Source organism: Pseudomonas alliivorans (assembly GCF_017826695.1).
In the GTDB taxonomy this organism is placed as follows: Bacteria; Pseudomonadota; Gammaproteobacteria; order Pseudomonadales; family Pseudomonadaceae; genus Aquipseudomonas; species Aquipseudomonas alliivorans.
In genome coordinates this window covers 613,088-629,759 of sequence record NZ_JAFFZW010000001.1, presented here as the reverse complement: position 1 = coordinate 629,759, position 16,672 = coordinate 613,088, and the positions used below count along the sequence as shown (strand labels likewise).

14 protein-coding genes are annotated in these 16,672 nt (G+C 60.7%); 8 read left to right on the top strand and 6 right to left on the bottom strand.

Annotation, left to right across the window (positions count from 1 at the left end):
- Nucleotides 1–4 precede the first annotated feature (4 nt).
- Nucleotides 5–940, top strand: a complete 936-nt coding sequence (locus JTJ32_RS02870; RefSeq protein WP_210040723.1) for a LysR family transcriptional regulator — start codon at nucleotides 5–7, stop codon at nucleotides 938–940.
- On the opposite strand, the gene JTJ32_RS02865 is transcribed toward JTJ32_RS02870, so the two are convergent.
- The 3 genes from JTJ32_RS02865 to JTJ32_RS02855 all read right to left on the bottom strand — a co-directional run bounded on the left by JTJ32_RS02865 (nucleotide 928) and on the right by JTJ32_RS02855 (nucleotide 2,460).
- Nucleotides 928–1,719, bottom strand: a complete 792-nt coding sequence (locus JTJ32_RS02865) for a carboxymuconolactone decarboxylase family protein (RefSeq protein WP_210040721.1) — start codon at nucleotides 1,717–1,719, stop codon at nucleotides 928–930. The genes JTJ32_RS02870 and JTJ32_RS02865 overlap by 13 nt on opposite strands.
- Nucleotides 1,716–2,204 carry a (R)-mandelonitrile lyase gene (locus JTJ32_RS02860; protein ID WP_180274322.1) on the bottom strand — a complete coding sequence of 163 codons (489 nt, stop codon included), beginning with the start codon at nucleotides 2,202–2,204 and terminating at the stop codon, nucleotides 1,716–1,718. Before JTJ32_RS02860 ends, JTJ32_RS02865 begins: the two co-directional genes overlap by 4 nt.
- A gap of 112 nt (nucleotides 2,205–2,316) precedes the next feature.
- Nucleotides 2,317–2,460 carry a hypothetical protein gene (locus JTJ32_RS02855; protein WP_210040719.1) on the bottom strand — a complete coding sequence of 48 codons (144 nt, stop codon included), beginning with the start codon at nucleotides 2,458–2,460 and terminating at the stop codon, nucleotides 2,317–2,319.
- A 454-nt stretch (nucleotides 2,461–2,914) separates the two neighbouring features.
- Between JTJ32_RS02855 and JTJ32_RS02850 the strand changes: the two genes are divergently transcribed.
- From JTJ32_RS02850 to JTJ32_RS02840, 3 genes are all read left to right on the top strand, one after another.
- On the top strand, nucleotides 2,915–3,523 hold the full coding sequence (locus JTJ32_RS02850; protein ID WP_210040717.1) for a TetR/AcrR family transcriptional regulator: 609 nt from the start codon (nucleotides 2,915–2,917) through the stop codon (nucleotides 3,521–3,523).
- Nucleotides 3,524–3,910: 387 nt separating this feature from the next.
- On the top strand, nucleotides 3,911–5,542 hold the full coding sequence (locus tag JTJ32_RS02845) for a methyl-accepting chemotaxis protein (RefSeq protein WP_099228189.1): 1,632 nt from the start codon (nucleotides 3,911–3,913) through the stop codon (nucleotides 5,540–5,542).
- An 80-nt stretch (nucleotides 5,543–5,622) separates the two neighbouring features.
- Entirely contained in the window at nucleotides 5,623–6,444 is an 822-nt protein-coding gene (locus tag JTJ32_RS02840) for an aldo/keto reductase (RefSeq protein ID WP_210040715.1), read from the top strand.
- Here the strand turns inward: JTJ32_RS02840 and JTJ32_RS02835 are convergent, their stop codons facing one another.
- Nucleotides 6,445–8,175 (bottom strand): type III effector HrpK domain-containing protein, encoded by a 1,731-nt coding sequence (locus tag JTJ32_RS02835; protein WP_210040713.1) that lies wholly within the window; start codon nucleotides 8,173–8,175, stop codon nucleotides 6,445–6,447. It abuts the gene before it with no gap.
- A 180-nt stretch (nucleotides 8,176–8,355) separates the two neighbouring features.
- Between JTJ32_RS02835 and JTJ32_RS02830 the strand changes: the two genes are divergently transcribed.
- Nucleotides 8,356–9,375, top strand: coding sequence for a transporter (locus JTJ32_RS02830; protein WP_210040711.1), 1,020 nt, complete (start codon nucleotides 8,356–8,358; stop codon nucleotides 9,373–9,375).
- Nucleotides 9,376–9,509: 134 nt separating this feature from the next.
- A complete protein-coding gene (locus JTJ32_RS02825) occupies nucleotides 9,510–11,126 on the top strand; it encodes an inorganic phosphate transporter (protein WP_099228185.1) in 1,617 nt (538 codons plus the stop codon).
- An 82-nt stretch (nucleotides 11,127–11,208) separates the two neighbouring features.
- On the opposite strand, the gene JTJ32_RS02820 is transcribed toward JTJ32_RS02825, so the two are convergent.
- Together JTJ32_RS02820 and JTJ32_RS02815 are read right to left on the bottom strand one after the other, a co-directional pair.
- Nucleotides 11,209–12,408 (bottom strand): HlyD family secretion protein, encoded by a 1,200-nt coding sequence (locus JTJ32_RS02820; RefSeq protein WP_099228184.1) that lies wholly within the window; start codon nucleotides 12,406–12,408, stop codon nucleotides 11,209–11,211.
- Entirely contained in the window at nucleotides 12,405–14,084 is a 1,680-nt protein-coding gene (locus JTJ32_RS02815; protein ID WP_180274320.1) for an MFS transporter, read from the bottom strand. Before JTJ32_RS02815 ends, JTJ32_RS02820 begins: the two co-directional genes overlap by 4 nt.
- A gap of 288 nt (nucleotides 14,085–14,372) precedes the next feature.
- Here JTJ32_RS02815 and JTJ32_RS02810 point away from each other — a divergent pair, with 288 nt between their 5' ends.
- Together JTJ32_RS02810 and JTJ32_RS02805 are read left to right on the top strand one after the other, a co-directional pair.
- On the top strand, nucleotides 14,373–15,470 hold the full coding sequence (locus JTJ32_RS02810) for an enoyl-CoA hydratase/isomerase family protein (RefSeq protein WP_099228182.1): 1,098 nt from the start codon (nucleotides 14,373–14,375) through the stop codon (nucleotides 15,468–15,470).
- A gap of 3 nt (nucleotides 15,471–15,473) precedes the next feature.
- A complete protein-coding gene (locus tag JTJ32_RS02805; RefSeq protein WP_099228181.1) occupies nucleotides 15,474–16,625 on the top strand; it encodes an acyl-CoA dehydrogenase family protein in 1,152 nt (383 codons plus the stop codon).
- Nucleotides 16,626–16,672 lie beyond the last annotated feature (47 nt).

Here is a 16,672-nt window from a genome sequence, read left to right as displayed (position 1 = left end):
TTGAATGCAACTGAGCCGCGCAAACCTGGCAGACATCGTCTATTTTCTCGCCATTGCGCGACATCAGAGCTTCAGTCGGGCAGGCCTTGAGGTCGGTATCAGTGCCTCAGCCCTCAGTCATGCGATGAAGGGGCTTGAGGCGCGACTGGGTGTTCGCCTGCTCAACCGCACGACCCGCAGCGTGACCCTGACGGTGGCGGGCGAAGAGCTGCAGTCACTGATCAGCGCCCCGGTTCATGATATCGGGCAGGCGCTGGAAGCCCTGAATCGCCTGCGTGACGAACCTGCCGGACGTATCCGCCTGAATGTCTTGAGCGATGGGGCCGAGTTGCTGCTGGGGCCAGTCCTGCCGGTCTTCATCGAACGCTATCCGGACATCGAAATCGACCTGACTGTGACCAACAAGATGGTTGATGTGATCGGCGACGGGCATGACGCGGGCATCCGGTTCGGCGGTACCGTCCCGGAAGACATGATTGCCCAGCGCCTGTCGCCCGACGTGGCCTGGGCGGTGGTCGGCACGCCTGATTACCTGCAGCGTTTCGGCACGCCGACGCACCCCGAAGACCTCAAACAACACCGCTGTCTGCGCATTCGTCTGGGCAATGCCCGACTCTATGACTGGCAGTTCATGAAGGAGGGCCAGGCGCTTGAAGTCGAGGTGCCGGGCACCATCACCATTGATGAAACACGTATCGGCGTTGCGCTGGTCACCCGTGGCGTGGGCCTCATGTACGTACCGGCCGCCATCGTCGAACCCTACGTCGCAGCCGGTTCACTGCAGCGCGTACTGGAAGACTGGACGCATGTGGACCCGGGTTTTCATGCTTATTACTCCAGCTTCAGGCAGGTGCCGGTCGGACTGCGTCTGCTGATCGAGCTCATTCGCGAACTGCAGCCCATGGGCGCCCTGCCCCAGGCAATTTCCTACCCTTCCTGACGCTTGCTGAACACGTCCTTGAAGATCGGCACCGCCGAGAACGTATTCGGCCAGCCTGCATAAAACGCCAGTTGCGTGAGCATTTCAGAGGCTTCGCTCTGCGTCAGGCCATTGTCCATGGCGCGATTGAGGTGAAAGGTCACCTGTGCAACCTGCCCGTTGGCGACCAGCGAGCTGACCGTAATCAGGCTGCGATCTCTGGGTGCCAGCCCCGGCCGCAGCCAGAGATCGCGGAACAGTGCCTTGGTCGTGTATTCCACGAGGCCCGGCGCAACGGAGCCGACGTTCTTGTCCACTTGCGCAACGCGCGCCTGTTCGGTGGCCTCGTCGAGTGGCAACGGGGTCGTTGAAACCGGGGCCAGTTGATCGGCATCGATAGTGCGCGCGGCAAACACCTCCTTCGCAATCAGGAGGGTCGCCGTGGCATTGCCCCAGCCCGAGTAATACGCCAGATGATTGATGGTTTCCGAAAGCTCCAAAGGCGTGACGCCATTATCCAGCGCCCGATTGAAGTGGTACGTCATCTCGACCGTCTGGCCTCGCGATATCAATACCGCCACAGTCACCAGGCTCCTGTCGCGCGGGGACAGACCGGGGCGTTTCCACACCTCGCCCAGCAGCAGTGCATCCGTATTGTGGGCCAGTGCCGGAGACACGGCGCGTGCGTCGTCGGGCGTGGGAACCGAAGGTAATGTCATGCTGGAGAGTCCTTTGTCAGTGGCGGCACAGGCGGTGAGCAGTACGGCCAGGGTCGAGATTGCCAGCTTGGCGGCCGTCATCGCCCGGCCTCGTACTGCGCATCAGTGACCGGCTCCAGCCACTCGACATTCTTGCCGTTCTGCGCTTCCTGAATGGCCATGTGCGTCATGCCGGTGGTGGACGTCGCCCCATGCCAGTGCTTGACGCCCGGCGGCGTCCAGATCACATCGCCCGGCTTGATCGCCTGTTTCTCGCCACCCTCCTGCTGAATCCAGCCTGTACCGGACGTCACGACCAGCGTCTGCCCCAGCGGATGGGTATGCCACATGGAGCGGGCACCGGGCTGGAACGTGACGTAAGCTGCGGACACCCGCGACGGCGAACGGGCAGGAAACAAGGGATCGATACGCGCAGCACCGACAAAATTGGCGGGCGCGCCCATGATCGACGCCTGTTCGCCGTTCCTGACGATACTCATGGATGCGCCGCTGGCAACGTCAGCAGCGTTTGCGGCCAACGGCAACAGCATCGAGGCCAGAGTCGATAACGCGGTGAGTGTTCTCATCGGCAAGCTCCTGCTAACGGATAATGGGCACTCACGTTAGTGGACAGTTGCTCTGTCGACTACCGGGCTGCTGTCTCTTGAACCGATGAGCAGCGCTCATCAATCCGGGGGTTCAAAGCCCGAGCAGTTTTTCGGCGTTGCCGTGTGCAATCAACGCCTTGTCTGCATCACTGACCGGCAGGCTTCCGATGAGTGCGCGAGCACCATCAGGATCGCTGATACGGTCTTTAATCTTCAAAGCCTGACGCGCGCTCATCGTGTTAAGGCGCAGTTTTTTCGACGAGGGGGCACAGGAACGCAAGGCGGGCTCGGCAGGGACGCTTGATCGGTATCTCCAGAACGCAAAAAACCCGCCGAAGCGGGTCGTTTTGCGAACATGACCATCCCGACATCCTGTCAGTAGCCTCCTGGCAATGGTCGATCTTCCCTGATCGCTGCACCGTTCCTTCGCTGCAGCTGTTGAATTGGATCCTACGTTGCTGGCGAGTCAGGCAACAGAGCCAATAACGTCTGACGCTGTAAGCCTTTTGCTATACCTGCAACACGCCCTCTGCGGCAAGGCACCGATGTGCAGACACCAGGGTTGCGCTCGGGCAGGTTTGCAGGGCGTTCGACACTGACGCCCAGCCCGACACCACCCAGCATTGAGCCCCTCGCAAACCCGGTGCTACCATGCGCGACCGCCATGCAGGCAAGGGAATATCCGGTTCATGAGCAGCATTCGCGAGCGCAATAAAGAACTCATCCTGCGCGCCGCCAGCGAGGAATTTGCCGACAAGGGCTTCGCTGCCAGCAAGACCAGCGATATCGCCGCCAAGGCCGGTGTTCCGAAGCCCAATGTCTATTACTACTTCAAGTCCAAGGAAAACCTGTACCGCGAGGTGCTGGAAAGCATCATCGAACCTATTTTGCGCGCTTCTACCCCCTTCAACCCCGAAGGCGTTCCGGCCGAAGTGCTCAGCCGCTACATTCGCGCCAAGATTCAGATTTCCCGAGACCTGCCGTTTGCGTCGAAGGTGTTTGCCAGCGAGATCATGCATGGCGCGCCGCACCTGACGCCTGTACAGATCGAACAGCTCAACGGACAGGCCAGCCACAATATCGAATGCATTCAGGCATGGATCGACAGCGGACAGATTGCCCCGCTCGACCCGCACCACCTGATGTTCACGATCTGGGCAGCGACCCAGACGTACGCCGATTTCGACTGGCAGATCGCAACCGTGACCGGCAAGGCCGCGCTGGAGGACAGCGATTACGAAGCGGCGACCCGGACCATCCTGCGTCTGGTGCTCAAAGGCTGTGAGCCGGACAGGTAGCGCGGCAAAACGCTTGCCCCAAAACGCAAAAAACCCGCCGAAGCGGGTCGTTCCTGCACATGTCCATCCCGACATCCTGTCAGTAGCCTCCTGGCAATGGCCGATCCTCCGTGATCGCTGCATCGATCCTTCGCTGCAGTTGTTGAATTGGATCCTACATTCACTCAAGGGTATCCGATAGAGCCAATGACGCCTGTTGGTGTAAGCCTTTCGCTATGGTTTCAAAATAGTTCCGTAACGCTGCAAATAAATGTGACGGTCATCTCATGTTTGGTCATGATGCGCCGAGAAGCTGGAGAGGCCCTGATAGTCGGCGTTGGCGCCAGTCGGGACGGCCGCTTCAGGGAAGAAAAAAAGAAAAAGAAAATAACGTATGGGGTAGAGATCATGAATATGCGCAGTTTGTCCATCAGCCGTCGGTTATGGCTGATTCTTATCGTTTCTGTGCTGATGCTCTTTGTCCTCGCAGCCACTCTGCTCAAGCAGATTCACGACGATCTCTATCAGGCCAAAGCCGAGAAGACCATGCACGTGGTGCAGACCGCCAGCGGCATTCTTACCTTCTATCAGGGCCTTGAAGCCGCCGGCACCCTGCCACGCGAGGCCGCCCAGCAACAGGCCCTCAAGGAAATCAAAGGGCTGCGTTACAGCCAGAATGACTATTTCTGGATCAACGACCTGCAGCCCGTGATGATCATGCACCCGACCAACCCCAAGCTTGAAGGCCAGAACCTGTCGGCCATTCGGGACCCGGACGGTTTTGCGGTGTTCAACGAAATGGTAACGGTCGTCAAAAGCAAGGGCGCTGGTCTGGTCAATTATCGCTGGCCCAAGCCCGGCGCCACCGATCCGGTGAAAAAGACCTCCTACGTCCAGTTGTTTCAACCCTGGGGCTGGATTCTCGGTTCCGGCGTATACGTGGACGATGTGGCCGCAGAGTTCAAGGCGCAGATGTGGAACGCCGGGATTTTCATCGCGGGCATCGTGGTGGTCATGATCCTGATGCTGACCCTGATCGTGCGCAGCATTGTTCGCCCTCTCAGAGCGGCCGTCAGCGCGATGGGCAATATTGCCAGCGGCGAAAGCGATCTGACCCGCACGCTGGAAACCCATGGCAGCGACGAGATCACTGAACTGGGCACTCATTTCAATGCGTTCATCGCCAAGCTGCGCAACGTGGTGGGCCAGTTGCAGAACTCTGCCGTGACACTCGGGCAGGCGTCCACCGATCTGGGCAACAACGCCGAGCAGGCGCAGAACCGCAGCCAGCAACAGTCGCAGCAGATGGATCTGGTGGCCACCGCCGTCAACGAAGTGACCTATGGCGTGCAGGACGTGGCCAAGAATGCCGAACACGCTGCCAGTGAGATGCGCAATGCCGAATCCCAGGCGCAGCAGGGTCAGGTCAACATCGACAACAGCCTGCGCCAGATCGAGCACCTCTCGGACACGATCGGCCAGGCGGTGGAAGTCATGCAGACGCTGTCCAGCGAAAGCACCCAGATTGGCGGTGTACTGGAGGTGATCAGCTCGATTGCCGAGCAGACCAACCTGCTGGCGCTGAACGCGGCCATCGAAGCGGCACGCGCCGGGGAACAGGGTCGCGGGTTTGCGGTGGTGGCGGACGAAGTACGCCTGCTGGCGCAGCGCACCCAAAAATCCACGGCCGAAATCCAGGCGATGATCGAGCGCCTGCAACGGCATTCGGACGCGGCGGTCAAGGTCATCGGCGACAGCAGTCGTTCCTCGCAGTTGACCATCGAACAGGCCAATCAGGCGGGCCAGAGCCTGACATCGATCAGTCAGGCCCTGCGCAACCTCAACGGTCTGAACGCCTCCATCGCCAGCGCCACGTTGCAACAGTCACACGTGGTCGATGACATCAACCAGAACGTCACCCAGGCCGCGCAACTGTCGCAGAGCACTGCGCTGGCAGCCGAACAGTCCACCACGGCCAGCCAGCACCTGAGAAGATTGAGCGACCAGTTGAACGACCTGCTGAAGCAATTCCGCGTGTAATTGATCGCTTCAACGGTGTGTGCGGGAACCTCCTGCACACACCGTTGCCTGAGACCTGTTCACTAACTGCAGGGGGTCACATGCGCACACTGGAATTGGCAGGCAGCACCGTGCCAGTGCTGGGTCAAGGCACCTGGCACATGGGTGAAAAAGGTCATTTGCGCTCGGCAGAAATTGCCGGGCTGTGTCGCGGCATCGAACAGGGCCTGACCCTGATCGACACCGCTGAGATGTATGCCGACGGCGCCGCCGAAGAAATCGTCGGTCAAGCCATTGCCGGACAGCGCGACAAGGTATTCGTCGTCAGCAAGGTGTATCCGCACAACGCCAGCCGTACGGGTATTCCGAAGGCCTGCGAGGCCAGCCTGCGTCGGATGAATACCGATTACATCGACCTTTATCTGTTGCACTGGCCGGGTCAGTACCCGCTGACCGAGACCGTCGAAGCGTTCGAACGCCTGCGCGAAGACGGCAAGATCGGTGCCTGGGGTGTTTCCAATTTCGATGTGCCGGACATGATCGAACTGGACAACCCGCGTTGCGCCACCAATCAGGTGCTGTACAACCCGGAACAGCGTGGCATCGAGTTCGACCTGATGCTGTGGAGTGCCAATCGTCATTTACCGCTCATGGCGTACTGCCCGATCGGTCAGGCGGGTGATCTGCTGTACCACCCTGCCCTGCATGAAATCGCCAATCGTCACAGCGCCACGCCTGCGCAGATATCGCTGGCATGGGTGCTCCGCCAGGACAACATGATCGCCATCCCGAAAGCGACCAATCCCGAGCACATCCGCTTGAACGTCGAGGCGGAGCAGATCAGGTTGACCGAACAGGACCTGGCCGACATCGACCGGGCCTGGCCGACGCCCACCCGCAAGATGCCGTTGGCAATGGTCTGATCACTTGGGACGGGGAATGTCGAACTGATCCAATACAGGGTTCACGGTTCGGCTGAAGGCCTTGCGTTCCTTGCGCTCCTTGACCGAATTGACGATCTCGGAAATGCCCATCCCCAGCCCGATGGCGCCGCTGACCACCCAGCCCACCGGACCTGCCGCCGCGCCAATTGCTGAAGCGGCGGCAGCACCGGCGGCCTGACCGGCAATCGCGCCCACGATCCGGCCGCCCACCGCGGCTGCAACACGCCCTCCAATCCCCACCGCGGCCTGTGAACCCGCACGCTTGACGCCGATCTTGTCACCAATGTCGGCCACTTCCTGAAAGGCACTGGCGGCAAGTTTCACGTCTTCTTTCTTGTCATTGGTGTTTCTGTTGGTGCCGCCCGGTACGAACGCTGCGGACATGCCCGGTGCGCCGGACGTGGCTTTCGCAGAAGCCGTCTGGTTGACCACGCTGGCCAGCGCCGGGTCGCTGCCCACAATCAACTGCGCCTGTCTTTCGACGTTGTCGCCCAGAAACGCCTGTACATCCGGGTCATTCTGCAACTGGGCGATCTTCTCGCCCAACGCAGTTTCAGTGGCCTCGGTGCCGCGAATCGAGCGCCCGGCGACCACGTATTCACTCACCTGCTGCAACTCCACCAGAACCGCTGACTTTTGCTCGCCACTGTAATGCTGCGGATTGGCGAACACGTCCTTGCCCAAGCTGCTGATGTCGGTCTTCGCCACGGCACCTACCGTCGCCGCATCCGAGATCACCCGGGAAAAGCCTTCATCATCCACAGGCGCCTTGTTCTTGATCCAGGCGCTGATGTCTTTCTTGACCATCAGACCGTCCGGCGCATGGGTCGCCAGCTTTTTGCCGCGCCGGTTGCCCTGATCCATCATCTCGAACATGCCCGGCTGCGCCCAGGTCGTGGCGGCATGCCTGGCGAGATCGGAAAGGCCGGGATTCTCTTCGCTCATGGCCTTCAGCCCGGCACTTGTGGTGCGTCCGTTCACCTTTTTCTGATCGTGCGCACCCTGAGCGTTGGACGGATCAGAGGCTGCGGTGATCGGTTCATAGGCCATCATCATGGCAGCGGAACGTACCAGCTCGGTGGACTGTGGACCGGCGTCAGGGTTGTCCTTGCGGTAATCATTCAGGCTGTCAGTGCCGCGCTCGACCTGTTTTTCCATATTGCGGGCAAAGGTCCGGGCATCCTTTTTGGTGATCTTGCCATCCGCCTTGCCGCCCTGAGCGGTGTCCATCGCGGTTTTCAGATCGGGGTTGGCCTCAAGGAATGCCCAGGCCTTGTCCGCCTGAGGGCCGCCCTCGGCGATCATGCGGGCCACGGCGATCGGCCTGTTCAACTCTCGCGCCGCCTGATCCCTTTCAGCCGGTGGCGTACCGTCGAGCAGTGCATCCCACTTTCCGAGCGCCTTGGGCGAGTTGAAGCCCGACTGGTCGATATCCGTGTAGCCGCTCTGAACCGTCTGTGTGCTCTGCCCTGCCAACTGGCTGCTCAAGGCGCTCAGCAGCCGTTTCAACAATGACTCTGCGCCGGTCTGGGCGACGTTGCTGCTCAGCAACTGAGTAAGCGTGCCAGGGTTGCCATACTCGACTCCCGACGCAGCCGGTCCGGACTTCTCCGTTACCTGAGGCAATCCACCGACAGGGTTGAACTGCCCTGATGTAAAAAGCTCAGGGATACTCGTTTCGCGGGAAGCGCGGGCGATCGGGTCACTCATCGGGGGTACCTGCAGGTTGAAGAGACAGCAGCATTCGCCCTGAGTGGCCCCGGAAAGAGCTGAGTTCCAGCGGCGCGAGAAAAGAAAGATTCCGTAACAAGTCGTCACAAATCTGAAATAAGCGCTTGTCATCATGCGCACTTCGCCTCCCCGTCCGGGCCTGGCCGCACGTGGACTGCCATGAACAACAGCATTGCGCACCATCATCAGGACTCCGATCTGTTTGGTCTGCTTTACGGCTTCCGCTTTCGCCCGGGTGAAAGCGGTCAGGAAATCGGCTCGGTCGCGGCGCTCGACCATCTGCAGAGTCCGACCGACAGCAACGACTTCATCTGGCTGCACCTCAATCTCTCGCACGCAGCCTGCGAACGCTGGATGAAGACCCATCTGGAATTGCCTGAAGAGTTTTTCGAGGCCCTGCACGAAGGCTCGCGCTCGACCCGCATCGAGCATGTGGATGCCACGCTGCTGGCGGTCGTCAACGACGTGGTGTTCGACTTCAACCGGCTCTCGACCGACATCTCCACCCTGTGGGTCTGTGCCCGGCAACGGCTGTTGATCACGGCCCGGCTGCAACCGTTGCGTTCGGTGGACAAGCTGCGCTCGGCAGTCAAACGTGGCGAGCAGTTCGACTCGCCACTGGAGCTGCTGGCTCACCTGTTGAGCGATCAGGGTGAGGTGCTGACCCAGTTCCTGCGCAAGACCAGCGTGAATGTCGACCGCATCGAGGACCAGCTGTTGTCCCAGCGCCTGAGCAACAACCGCTCGGAACTGGGTGCGATGCGCCGGGTGCTGGTTCGTCTGCAACGTCTACTGGCGCTGGAGCCGGGCTCGCTGATGCGCCTGCTGCATCGCCCGCCACAATGGTTGCGCGAACAGGATGTGCAGGCGCTGCGCCAGTCCATCGAAGAGTCGTCGCTGGTCATCAACGACCTGACGGCACTGGGCGAACGCATCAAGCTGCTGCAGGAAGAGATCGCCGCCAACCTCAACGAGCAGAGCAGCCGCACCCTCTTCACCCTGACCGTCGTCACGGTGCTGGCCTTGCCGATCAACATCGTCGCCGGCTTCTTCGGCATGAATGTCGGCGGCGTACCGCTTGCCACTGACCCGGAAGGTTTCTGGATTCTGGTGGCACTGGTCGCGACCTTCACGTTGGTGGCGGGTCGCTGGGCCTTTCGCAAGCGCGGCGATTACTGACGCCTTCGTTGTGGGAGATGACGCTGCCGGTTATCAGGAAACCTGTCTGAATACCCGATGAATTGACCTGTGTCGCATCTCTGTCACATTTTGCAATGACCATGGCAGTAATCTTTCAATCAGGTATTGCACACATGGCTATCAACGCACTTTCCCCCGACGCCTCTGGCGGGGCGAGCCTGTCGGCAACCCAGTTCGGGCGCAAACCCGGTCGCCTGACCATGACGATCTTCTTCGCCATTCTCATCGCAGGGCTCGCGTTCACCGGTTACAGCCTCAAGCAGGACGTGGATGACATGGGCACGGTGGTCACCACCTGGACGCCTTTCATCCTGTTGGGCGTGGCATTGCTGATTGCGCTGGGCTTCGAATTCGTCAATGGCTTTCACGACACGGCCAACGCAGTGGCTACCGTGATCTATACCCACTCGCTGCCGCCGGGCTTCGCAGTGGTCTGGTCGGGGTTCTTCAATTTTCTGGGTGTGATGCTGTCCAGCGGTGCGGTCGCGTTCGGCATCATCGCCTTGCTGCCGGTGGAACTGATCCTGCAAACCGGTTCGTCAGCCGGTTTCGCGATGATTTTCGCGCTGCTGATTGCAGCGATCATCTGGAACCTGGGCACTTGGTGGCTCGGCCTGCCCGCTTCGTCTTCGCACACGCTGATCGGCTCGATCATCGGCGTCGGCATTGCCAACGCCTTGATGCACGGGCGTGACGGCACCAGCGGTGTGGACTGGTCGCAGGCAACCAAGATCGGTTATTCGCTGCTGCTTTCGCCACTGGTGGGGTTCGCTTTTGCTGCGCTGCTGTTGCTGGCGATGCGCATGTTCATCAAGAACCGTGCGCTCTACAAAGCGCCGGAAGGCAATGCCCCGCCGCCATGGTGGATCCGCAGCCTGCTGATCGTGACCTGCACCGGCGTATCGTTCGCCCACGGTTCCAACGACGGGCAGAAAGGCATGGGGCTGATCATGCTGATTCTGGTCGGCACCCTGCCGATGGCCTACGCGCTGAACCGCACCATGCCTGCCGATCAGGCGACGCAGTTCGCGGCAGTGGCCGAGGTCACGCAACAGGCGCTGATTCGCAGCGCCCCGCTGCCTGCCCCGACAGATTCGCGCCAGACGCTCTCGGATTATCTGGTCAGCAAAGAATCGACGCCGGACCTGATTCCAGCGCTGGCGGTGATGGCGGGCAAGATCGGCAACGAGGTGCGCAGCTACGGTTCGCTGTCCAAAGTGCCTGCCGAGGCGGTCACCAACGTGCGAAACGACATGTATCTGACCTCGGAAACCATCCGCGTGATGGAGAAGAACAAGGTCGGAAATTTCGACGTAGACACCCAGACCAAGCTGGAGGCGTTCAAGAAACAGATTGATGACGCCACGCGATTCATTCCAACCTGGGTCAAGATCGTGGTTGCCATCGCGCTGGGTCTGGGCACGATGGTTGGCTGGAAACGGATCGTGGTGACGGTGGGTGAGCGAATCGGCAAAACTCACCTGACCTACGCCCAGGGCGCCTCGGCGGAAGTGGTGGCGATGTTCACCATCGGCGCAGCGGACATGTACGGCCTGCCGGTTTCCACGACTCACGTGCTGTCTTCCGGTGTGGCGGGCTCGATGGTCGCCAACGGCTCCGGCCTGCAGATGCGCACCTTGCGTAACCTGGCGACAGCCTGGGTGCTGACACTGCCCGCCGCGATTCTGTTGTCGGGCTCGCTGTACTGGGTGTTCAGTCATTTGTTTTGAATGAGCAGCCATGGCTGATCGTACCCGACGCTCTGCGCGGACAGGCAGACGTGGGAGCGATCACCCAGGCAGTATTCGAGGATCAAGGCATTGTCGGATCCGGCGGCACATCACCCTCGGTGCTGGTGTCGATGCTCACCACCACCGACATCCCCGGCCGCAGTCGCTCAAGCATCGGCTGGTCATCGTCGACCACGATGCGTACCGGGATGCGCTGGGAAATCTTCACGAAATTGCCCGTGGCGTTATCGGCGGGCAACAGGCTGAACTCTGATCCGGTGGCAGGCGATATGCGCTGCACGCGACCATGCATCGCCTGGTTATCCAACGCATCGACGGTGAAACTGACCGATTGCCCCAGACGCACGTCGGCCATCTGGGTTTCTTTCATATTGGCGATGATCCAGCGCCGCTCCGGCACCAGCGCCATCAATTGCGCACCGGAATTGACATACGCCCCCAGACGCACACCGATCTGTCCCAACTGACCGTCGCGTGGCGCCACGATGCGGGTGTTGTCCAGATCGATCCGGGCCAGTTGAATCGCCGCCTCGGCGTTGGCAACCGACGCCTCCAGTGAGCCCCGGTTGACGATCACCGTTTGCAGGTCCTCGCGGGCGATCTGCAAGGTCGCCTTGGCTTCGGCGACGGCAGCGCTCGCCTGGGCATCGGCGGCACGGGTCACGTCCAGTTCGCTTTTCGATACAGAACCATCGGTCACCAGCGCCTGATTGCGCCGCAGGTCGGCGGCACTTTTGCGGCTTTGCGCAATAGTGTTCTGCAACTGGGCCTGACGCTGGACGATGGTCGCTTCGGCACTGTGCCGCTGTTGCAGGTTGTTGGCCAACGAGGCCTTCTGCACATTCAGCTGGGCCAGCGACTGATCCAGACGTTGCCGGTAAATGCGATCGTCCAGCCGCACCAGCAGGTCGCCCGTCTTGACGAACTGGAAGTCCTGCACCGGCACTTCGTACACGTAGCCGCTCAGTTGCGGGCTGATCAACGTGGTCTGGCCGCGCACCTGAGCATTCTCGGTGCTCTGGATGGGGCTGGTGAACGGGGGCAATTGCCACGCATACAGCACGATCAGAACACCGGCCAGCGCGACGGCGCCAAACAGGACCGATGAGATGACGCGCTTGCGCCGCGAGCTTGGGCGACTGGTGACCGGAGATTTCAGTGGTGCGGGAGCCGGCCCGTCAGTGCGCTTGACGGTTTCACCACTCGCGGCAGTGCTGCGCTCGGCGTCTGGTTTGGAGTTCGGAGTGTTGGGTTCGGTCATGAAGGTTGTGCGCCGGTCGGTGATACGGAAGGCGGAGCGGCTGGTGCAACAGGGGCCAGCGCCTGGGGTTGAGTGGTCATTTTCAGCCAGATGACCCGGAAGGAAATCCAGGCCATGGTCAGTACCGCAATCAACGCGATCAACATGAACACGTCGTTGTAAGCCAGCACATTTGCCTCGCGGGTAGCCGCCGTGGCCATGGCCCGGATACCTTGAACGTTACGTTGCGACGGGTCGGCGATCACCGAGCCGTAACTGGCGCTGTAGCTTTGCAGCCGCGACTGCACCAGTGGATTGATCAGGGTCAGGTGTTCGACGATGTGGCTGGAGTGGAATTTTTCGCGCACGATCTGAAACGTGCCCAAGGCAGCAGACCCTATCAGGCCGCCAATGTTCTGCGTGATCCCGAACAGCACCGAAAAACTGATCATGTTGCGCGGGTTGGCGAGCACGCCGCTGATGCCCAGCACCAGCGTCGGACCCAGAAAGAACGTACCGCCGAATGCCAGCAAAAACTGACTGAGGTACATGTTCGACTGGCGGGTGAGGTTGGTCGAATGACTGTCCATCCAGGCCCCCACCGCCATCATCGCCAGCGAGATCAGCAACGGCTTGATCAGGTGCGCAGGATTGATGGTCAGGGCACTGACCACAAGCCCCGCGACACTGCCCAGCAGCATCACCAGATAGAGCGTGTGCAGTTGCTGACTGCCCATGTTCAGGGCCTGGAGAAAGCCGACTGCACCCACCGACTGCTCCGACAGCACAATGCGAAACAGAATCACCGCCAGCCCCAACCGCAGAATCGAGCCGCTGCCCAGCCAGCGAGTGATCAGCAATGGATTGCTGCGGTTGTGTTCAATGGCAAGGCCTGCGCAGATCAGCGCGATGGACGCCGCCGACGCAATGCCGATCCACGGCGCTTCCAGCCACCACTCGATGCGCCCCAGCGACAGCACCGCGCACAGCAACGCGAACCCCGGAGCAAGCAGCCCGAAGGTCAGGAAGTCGAGTTTTTCGAACGCTTTGAAACGATCCCCCGGCGGCAGTTTGAGCATCAGCACGCAGCCTAGCGACAGCATCGCCATGCCCAGCTCGAACAGGTACAGGCCGCGCCATTGTGCAATCTGCAGCAGGTCCTCGGAAACCAGACGCGCCAGAGGAGTAGCCAGCTGCGCGGTGCCCAGGCCGAGTACCAATGCCTTCATCCGCCATTTCTGCGGGAAGGCCTGAATCATGTAATACAGGCCCAGCGTACTGAGCGCTGCGCCGACCATCCCATGGGCGGCCCGTACTGCAATGGCCGAATCGATGTCGTTTACGAACAAATGCGCCAGCGTCACCAGCGCATACAGCACCAGAAACAGCTCGGTGAAGGCACGCAGACCGAACTGCTGGCGGAACTTGACCAGCAGCAGATTCATCGACACGTTGGTCATGATGTAGGCAGCCGGCAGCCAGGCGATGTCTTGAGAAGTAGCGCCCAACGCGCCCTGCAGATAAGGCAGGTTGGCGATGACCAGTGCATTGCCCAGCCCGCCGGTCAGCGCCACGATCACACCTACCAGCGCGAACGCCCAGCGCCGCGCATTGGAGTGCAAGGGCGTCGACGGCGAACCCGGCATCGTCGGACGTTCATGGGGCGCCCATTCGCGCGGGGCGTATTTATCGCTCACGAGAAGTCGCTCATGGCAGGTCGTTCATGGAAATCATTTCATGGAAGGGCTTGAGGAATTCCCATGTGTGACAGTCACAGCAGCCAGAATACTCATGAACGCCCCGATGATTCATGTGGCAGGCAGATGGATTAAAGCTCATCGCGCCGAACAGAGCCGCAAATGATGGCAATTTGAAACTTGGGGCTATGCTTAAACGCAGTTTTGCTTTGCAGATTTGCACTGCTACGATCGGCTGCGACGCCGGGAACAGACAAGAAAAAAGCGCAAACGAACAAGGAGTTCAGAATGAGTTCACAGGCTTCATCCGCCCTGCCGGTTCGACGACCTGTCAATCGGGGCGCGATTCTGGTCGATGTACGCAATCATATTGGTCACCTGACACTCAATCGCCCTGCGGACCTTAACGCGCTGGATCTGGAGATGGTGCGCACCCTCAGGCAACAGCTCGACGCGTGGGCCGATGACGAGAGTATCCATGCCGTCGTGTTGCGCGGGGCAGGCGGCAAGGCGTTCTGTGCAGGCGGCGACATTCGTTCGCTGTACGAGAGCCACCGCAACGGGCTGGATCTGCACCAGACGTTCTTCGCCGAAGAGTATGCGCTGGACCTGACGATTCATGGTTACCGCAAGCCCGTGATGGCACTGATGGACGGGCTGGTCCTGGGTGGCGGCATGGGGCTGGTTCAGGGCGCGGATCTGCGCGTGGTCACCGAACGCACCCGACTGGGCATGCCGGAAGTGGCGATCGGTTATTTCCCTGATGTGGGCGGCAGCTATTTTCTATCCCGGCTGCCGGGTGAACTGGGTATCTGGCTCGGCGTGACCGGCAGTCAGATCGGCGCTGCCGACGCGTTGTATTGCGGCCTGGCCGACTGGTCAATGAACAGTGAAATGCTGCCGCGACTCGACCATATGCTCGATCACCTGAAATGGAAGTCGACTCCGCTCAAGGACCTGCAGGGTGCAATGGCCAAACTGGGCACCCAGCGCTTGCCCTACCCTCCTCTTGAACTCCTGCGCCCCGCCATCGACCATTTTTTCGGCCTGCCCGATATCCCGAGCATCCTGGAGCAATTGCAGGAAGTGACCATCGCCGACACCCGCCAGTGGGCGCTGGATACCGTCAAACGCATGCAAGGCCACTCGCCACTGGCAATGGCCGTGACCCTGGAAATGCTGCAACGGGGTCGCCACCTTTCACTGCACGCCTGCTTCGCCATGGAGCTGCACCTGGACCGCCAATGGTTCGAGCGCGGCGACCTGATCGAAGGGATTCGTGCCCTCATCATCGATAAAGACAAGAAGCCGCGATGGAAACACGGCAGTGCGCAGGACGTCAGTGCGGCGCACGTCGAAAGTTTTTTCAGCGGCCAGGAGACCTGAATCATGCACGACCTGGAACTGACCGAAGAGCAGATCATGATTCGCGACATGGCGCGCGACTTTGCCCGCAATGAAATCGCCCCGCACGCCCAGGCCTGGGAAAAGGCCGGCTGGATCGACGACGCACTGGTTGGCAAGCTGGGTGAGCTTGGCCTGCTGGGCATGGTGGTGCCCGAGCAATGGGGCGGCACTTATATCGATTACGTGGCCTACGCCCTGGCTGTGGAAGAAATCTCTGCGGCCGATGCGGCCACCGGCACATTGATGAGCGTCCACAGCTCGGTGGGCTGCGGACCGATTCTCAACTATGGCAGCGATGAACAGAAACACACCTGGCTGGAAAAACTCGCCACCGGCCAGGCCATTGGCTGCTTCTGCCTGACCGAACCGCACGCAGGCTCAGAAGCGCATAACCTGCGCACCCGCGCCGAGTTGCAGGGCGGTGAATGGGTGATCAATGGTGCCAAGCAGTTCGTCAGCAACGGCAAGCGGGCAAAGCTGGCGATCGTGTTTGCCGTGACCGATCCAGCGCTGGGCAAGAAAGGCCTGTCGGCGTTTCTGGTGCCCACCGACAACCCGGGCTTCGTGGTGGACCGCAGCGAACACAAAATGGGCATCCGGGCCTCGGACACCTGCGCAGTCACCCTCGATAACTGCCGCATTCCGGCTGCCAACCTGCTGGGCGAGCGCGGCAAGGGCCTTGCCATCGCGCTGTCCAACCTGGAAGGCGGCCGTATCGGTATCGCCGCCCAGGCGCTGGGCATCGCCCGTGCAGCGTTCGAAGCCGCGCTGATCTACGCCCGTGAGCGTGTGCAGTTCGACAAACCCATCATCGAACACCAGAGCATCGCCAACCTGCTGGCCGACATGCACACCCGCGTCAATGCCGCACGCCTGCTGATCCTGCACGCGGCCCGACTTCGCAGTGCCGGTCAGCCATGCCTGTCAGAGGCGTCACAGGCCAAACTGTTCGCCTCGGAAATGGCGGAATGGGTCTGCTCCAAGGCGATACAGATTCATGGCGGCTACGGCTACCTCGAGGACTACCCGGTGGAGCGTTATTACCGGGATGCCCGCATCACCCAGATCTACGAGGGCTCCAGCGAAATCCAGCGCCTGTTGATCGCCCGTGAGTTGCGTCACTACCTGGTCTGAAGCGTCGGTCCCTGGCGCCAACACTCCAGGGACGGACTTGCCTGGGT

What these genes read in the sequence shown, in the direction of transcription:
- JTJ32_RS02870 (WP_210040723.1), top strand. Translation starts at nt 5, where the DNA reads ATGCAACTGAGCCGCGCAAACCTGGCAGACATCGTCTATTTTCTCGCC.
- JTJ32_RS02865 (WP_210040721.1), bottom strand. Translation starts at nt 1,719, where the DNA reads ATGACGGCCGCCAAGCTGGCAATCTCGACCCTGGCCGTACTGCTCACC.
- JTJ32_RS02860 (WP_180274322.1), bottom strand. Translation starts at nt 2,204, where the DNA reads ATGAGAACACTCACCGCGTTATCGACTCTGGCCTCGATGCTGTTGCCG.
- JTJ32_RS02855 (WP_210040719.1), bottom strand. Translation starts at nt 2,460, where the DNA reads ATGAGCGCGCGTCAGGCTTTGAAGATTAAAGACCGTATCAGCGATCCT.
- JTJ32_RS02850 (WP_210040717.1), top strand. Translation starts at nt 2,915, where the DNA reads ATGAGCAGCATTCGCGAGCGCAATAAAGAACTCATCCTGCGCGCCGCC.
- JTJ32_RS02845 (WP_099228189.1), top strand. Translation starts at nt 3,911, where the DNA reads ATGAATATGCGCAGTTTGTCCATCAGCCGTCGGTTATGGCTGATTCTT.
- JTJ32_RS02840 (WP_210040715.1), top strand. Translation starts at nt 5,623, where the DNA reads ATGCGCACACTGGAATTGGCAGGCAGCACCGTGCCAGTGCTGGGTCAA.
- JTJ32_RS02835 (WP_210040713.1), bottom strand. Translation starts at nt 8,175, where the DNA reads ATGAGTGACCCGATCGCCCGCGCTTCCCGCGAAACGAGTATCCCTGAG.
- JTJ32_RS02830 (WP_210040711.1), top strand. Translation starts at nt 8,356, where the DNA reads ATGAACAACAGCATTGCGCACCATCATCAGGACTCCGATCTGTTTGGT.
- JTJ32_RS02825 (WP_099228185.1), top strand. Translation starts at nt 9,510, where the DNA reads ATGGCTATCAACGCACTTTCCCCCGACGCCTCTGGCGGGGCGAGCCTG.
- JTJ32_RS02820 (WP_099228184.1), bottom strand. Translation starts at nt 12,408, where the DNA reads ATGACCGAACCCAACACTCCGAACTCCAAACCAGACGCCGAGCGCAGC.
- JTJ32_RS02810 (WP_099228182.1), top strand. Translation starts at nt 14,373, where the DNA reads ATGAGTTCACAGGCTTCATCCGCCCTGCCGGTTCGACGACCTGTCAAT.
- JTJ32_RS02805 (WP_099228181.1), top strand. Translation starts at nt 15,474, where the DNA reads ATGCACGACCTGGAACTGACCGAAGAGCAGATCATGATTCGCGACATG.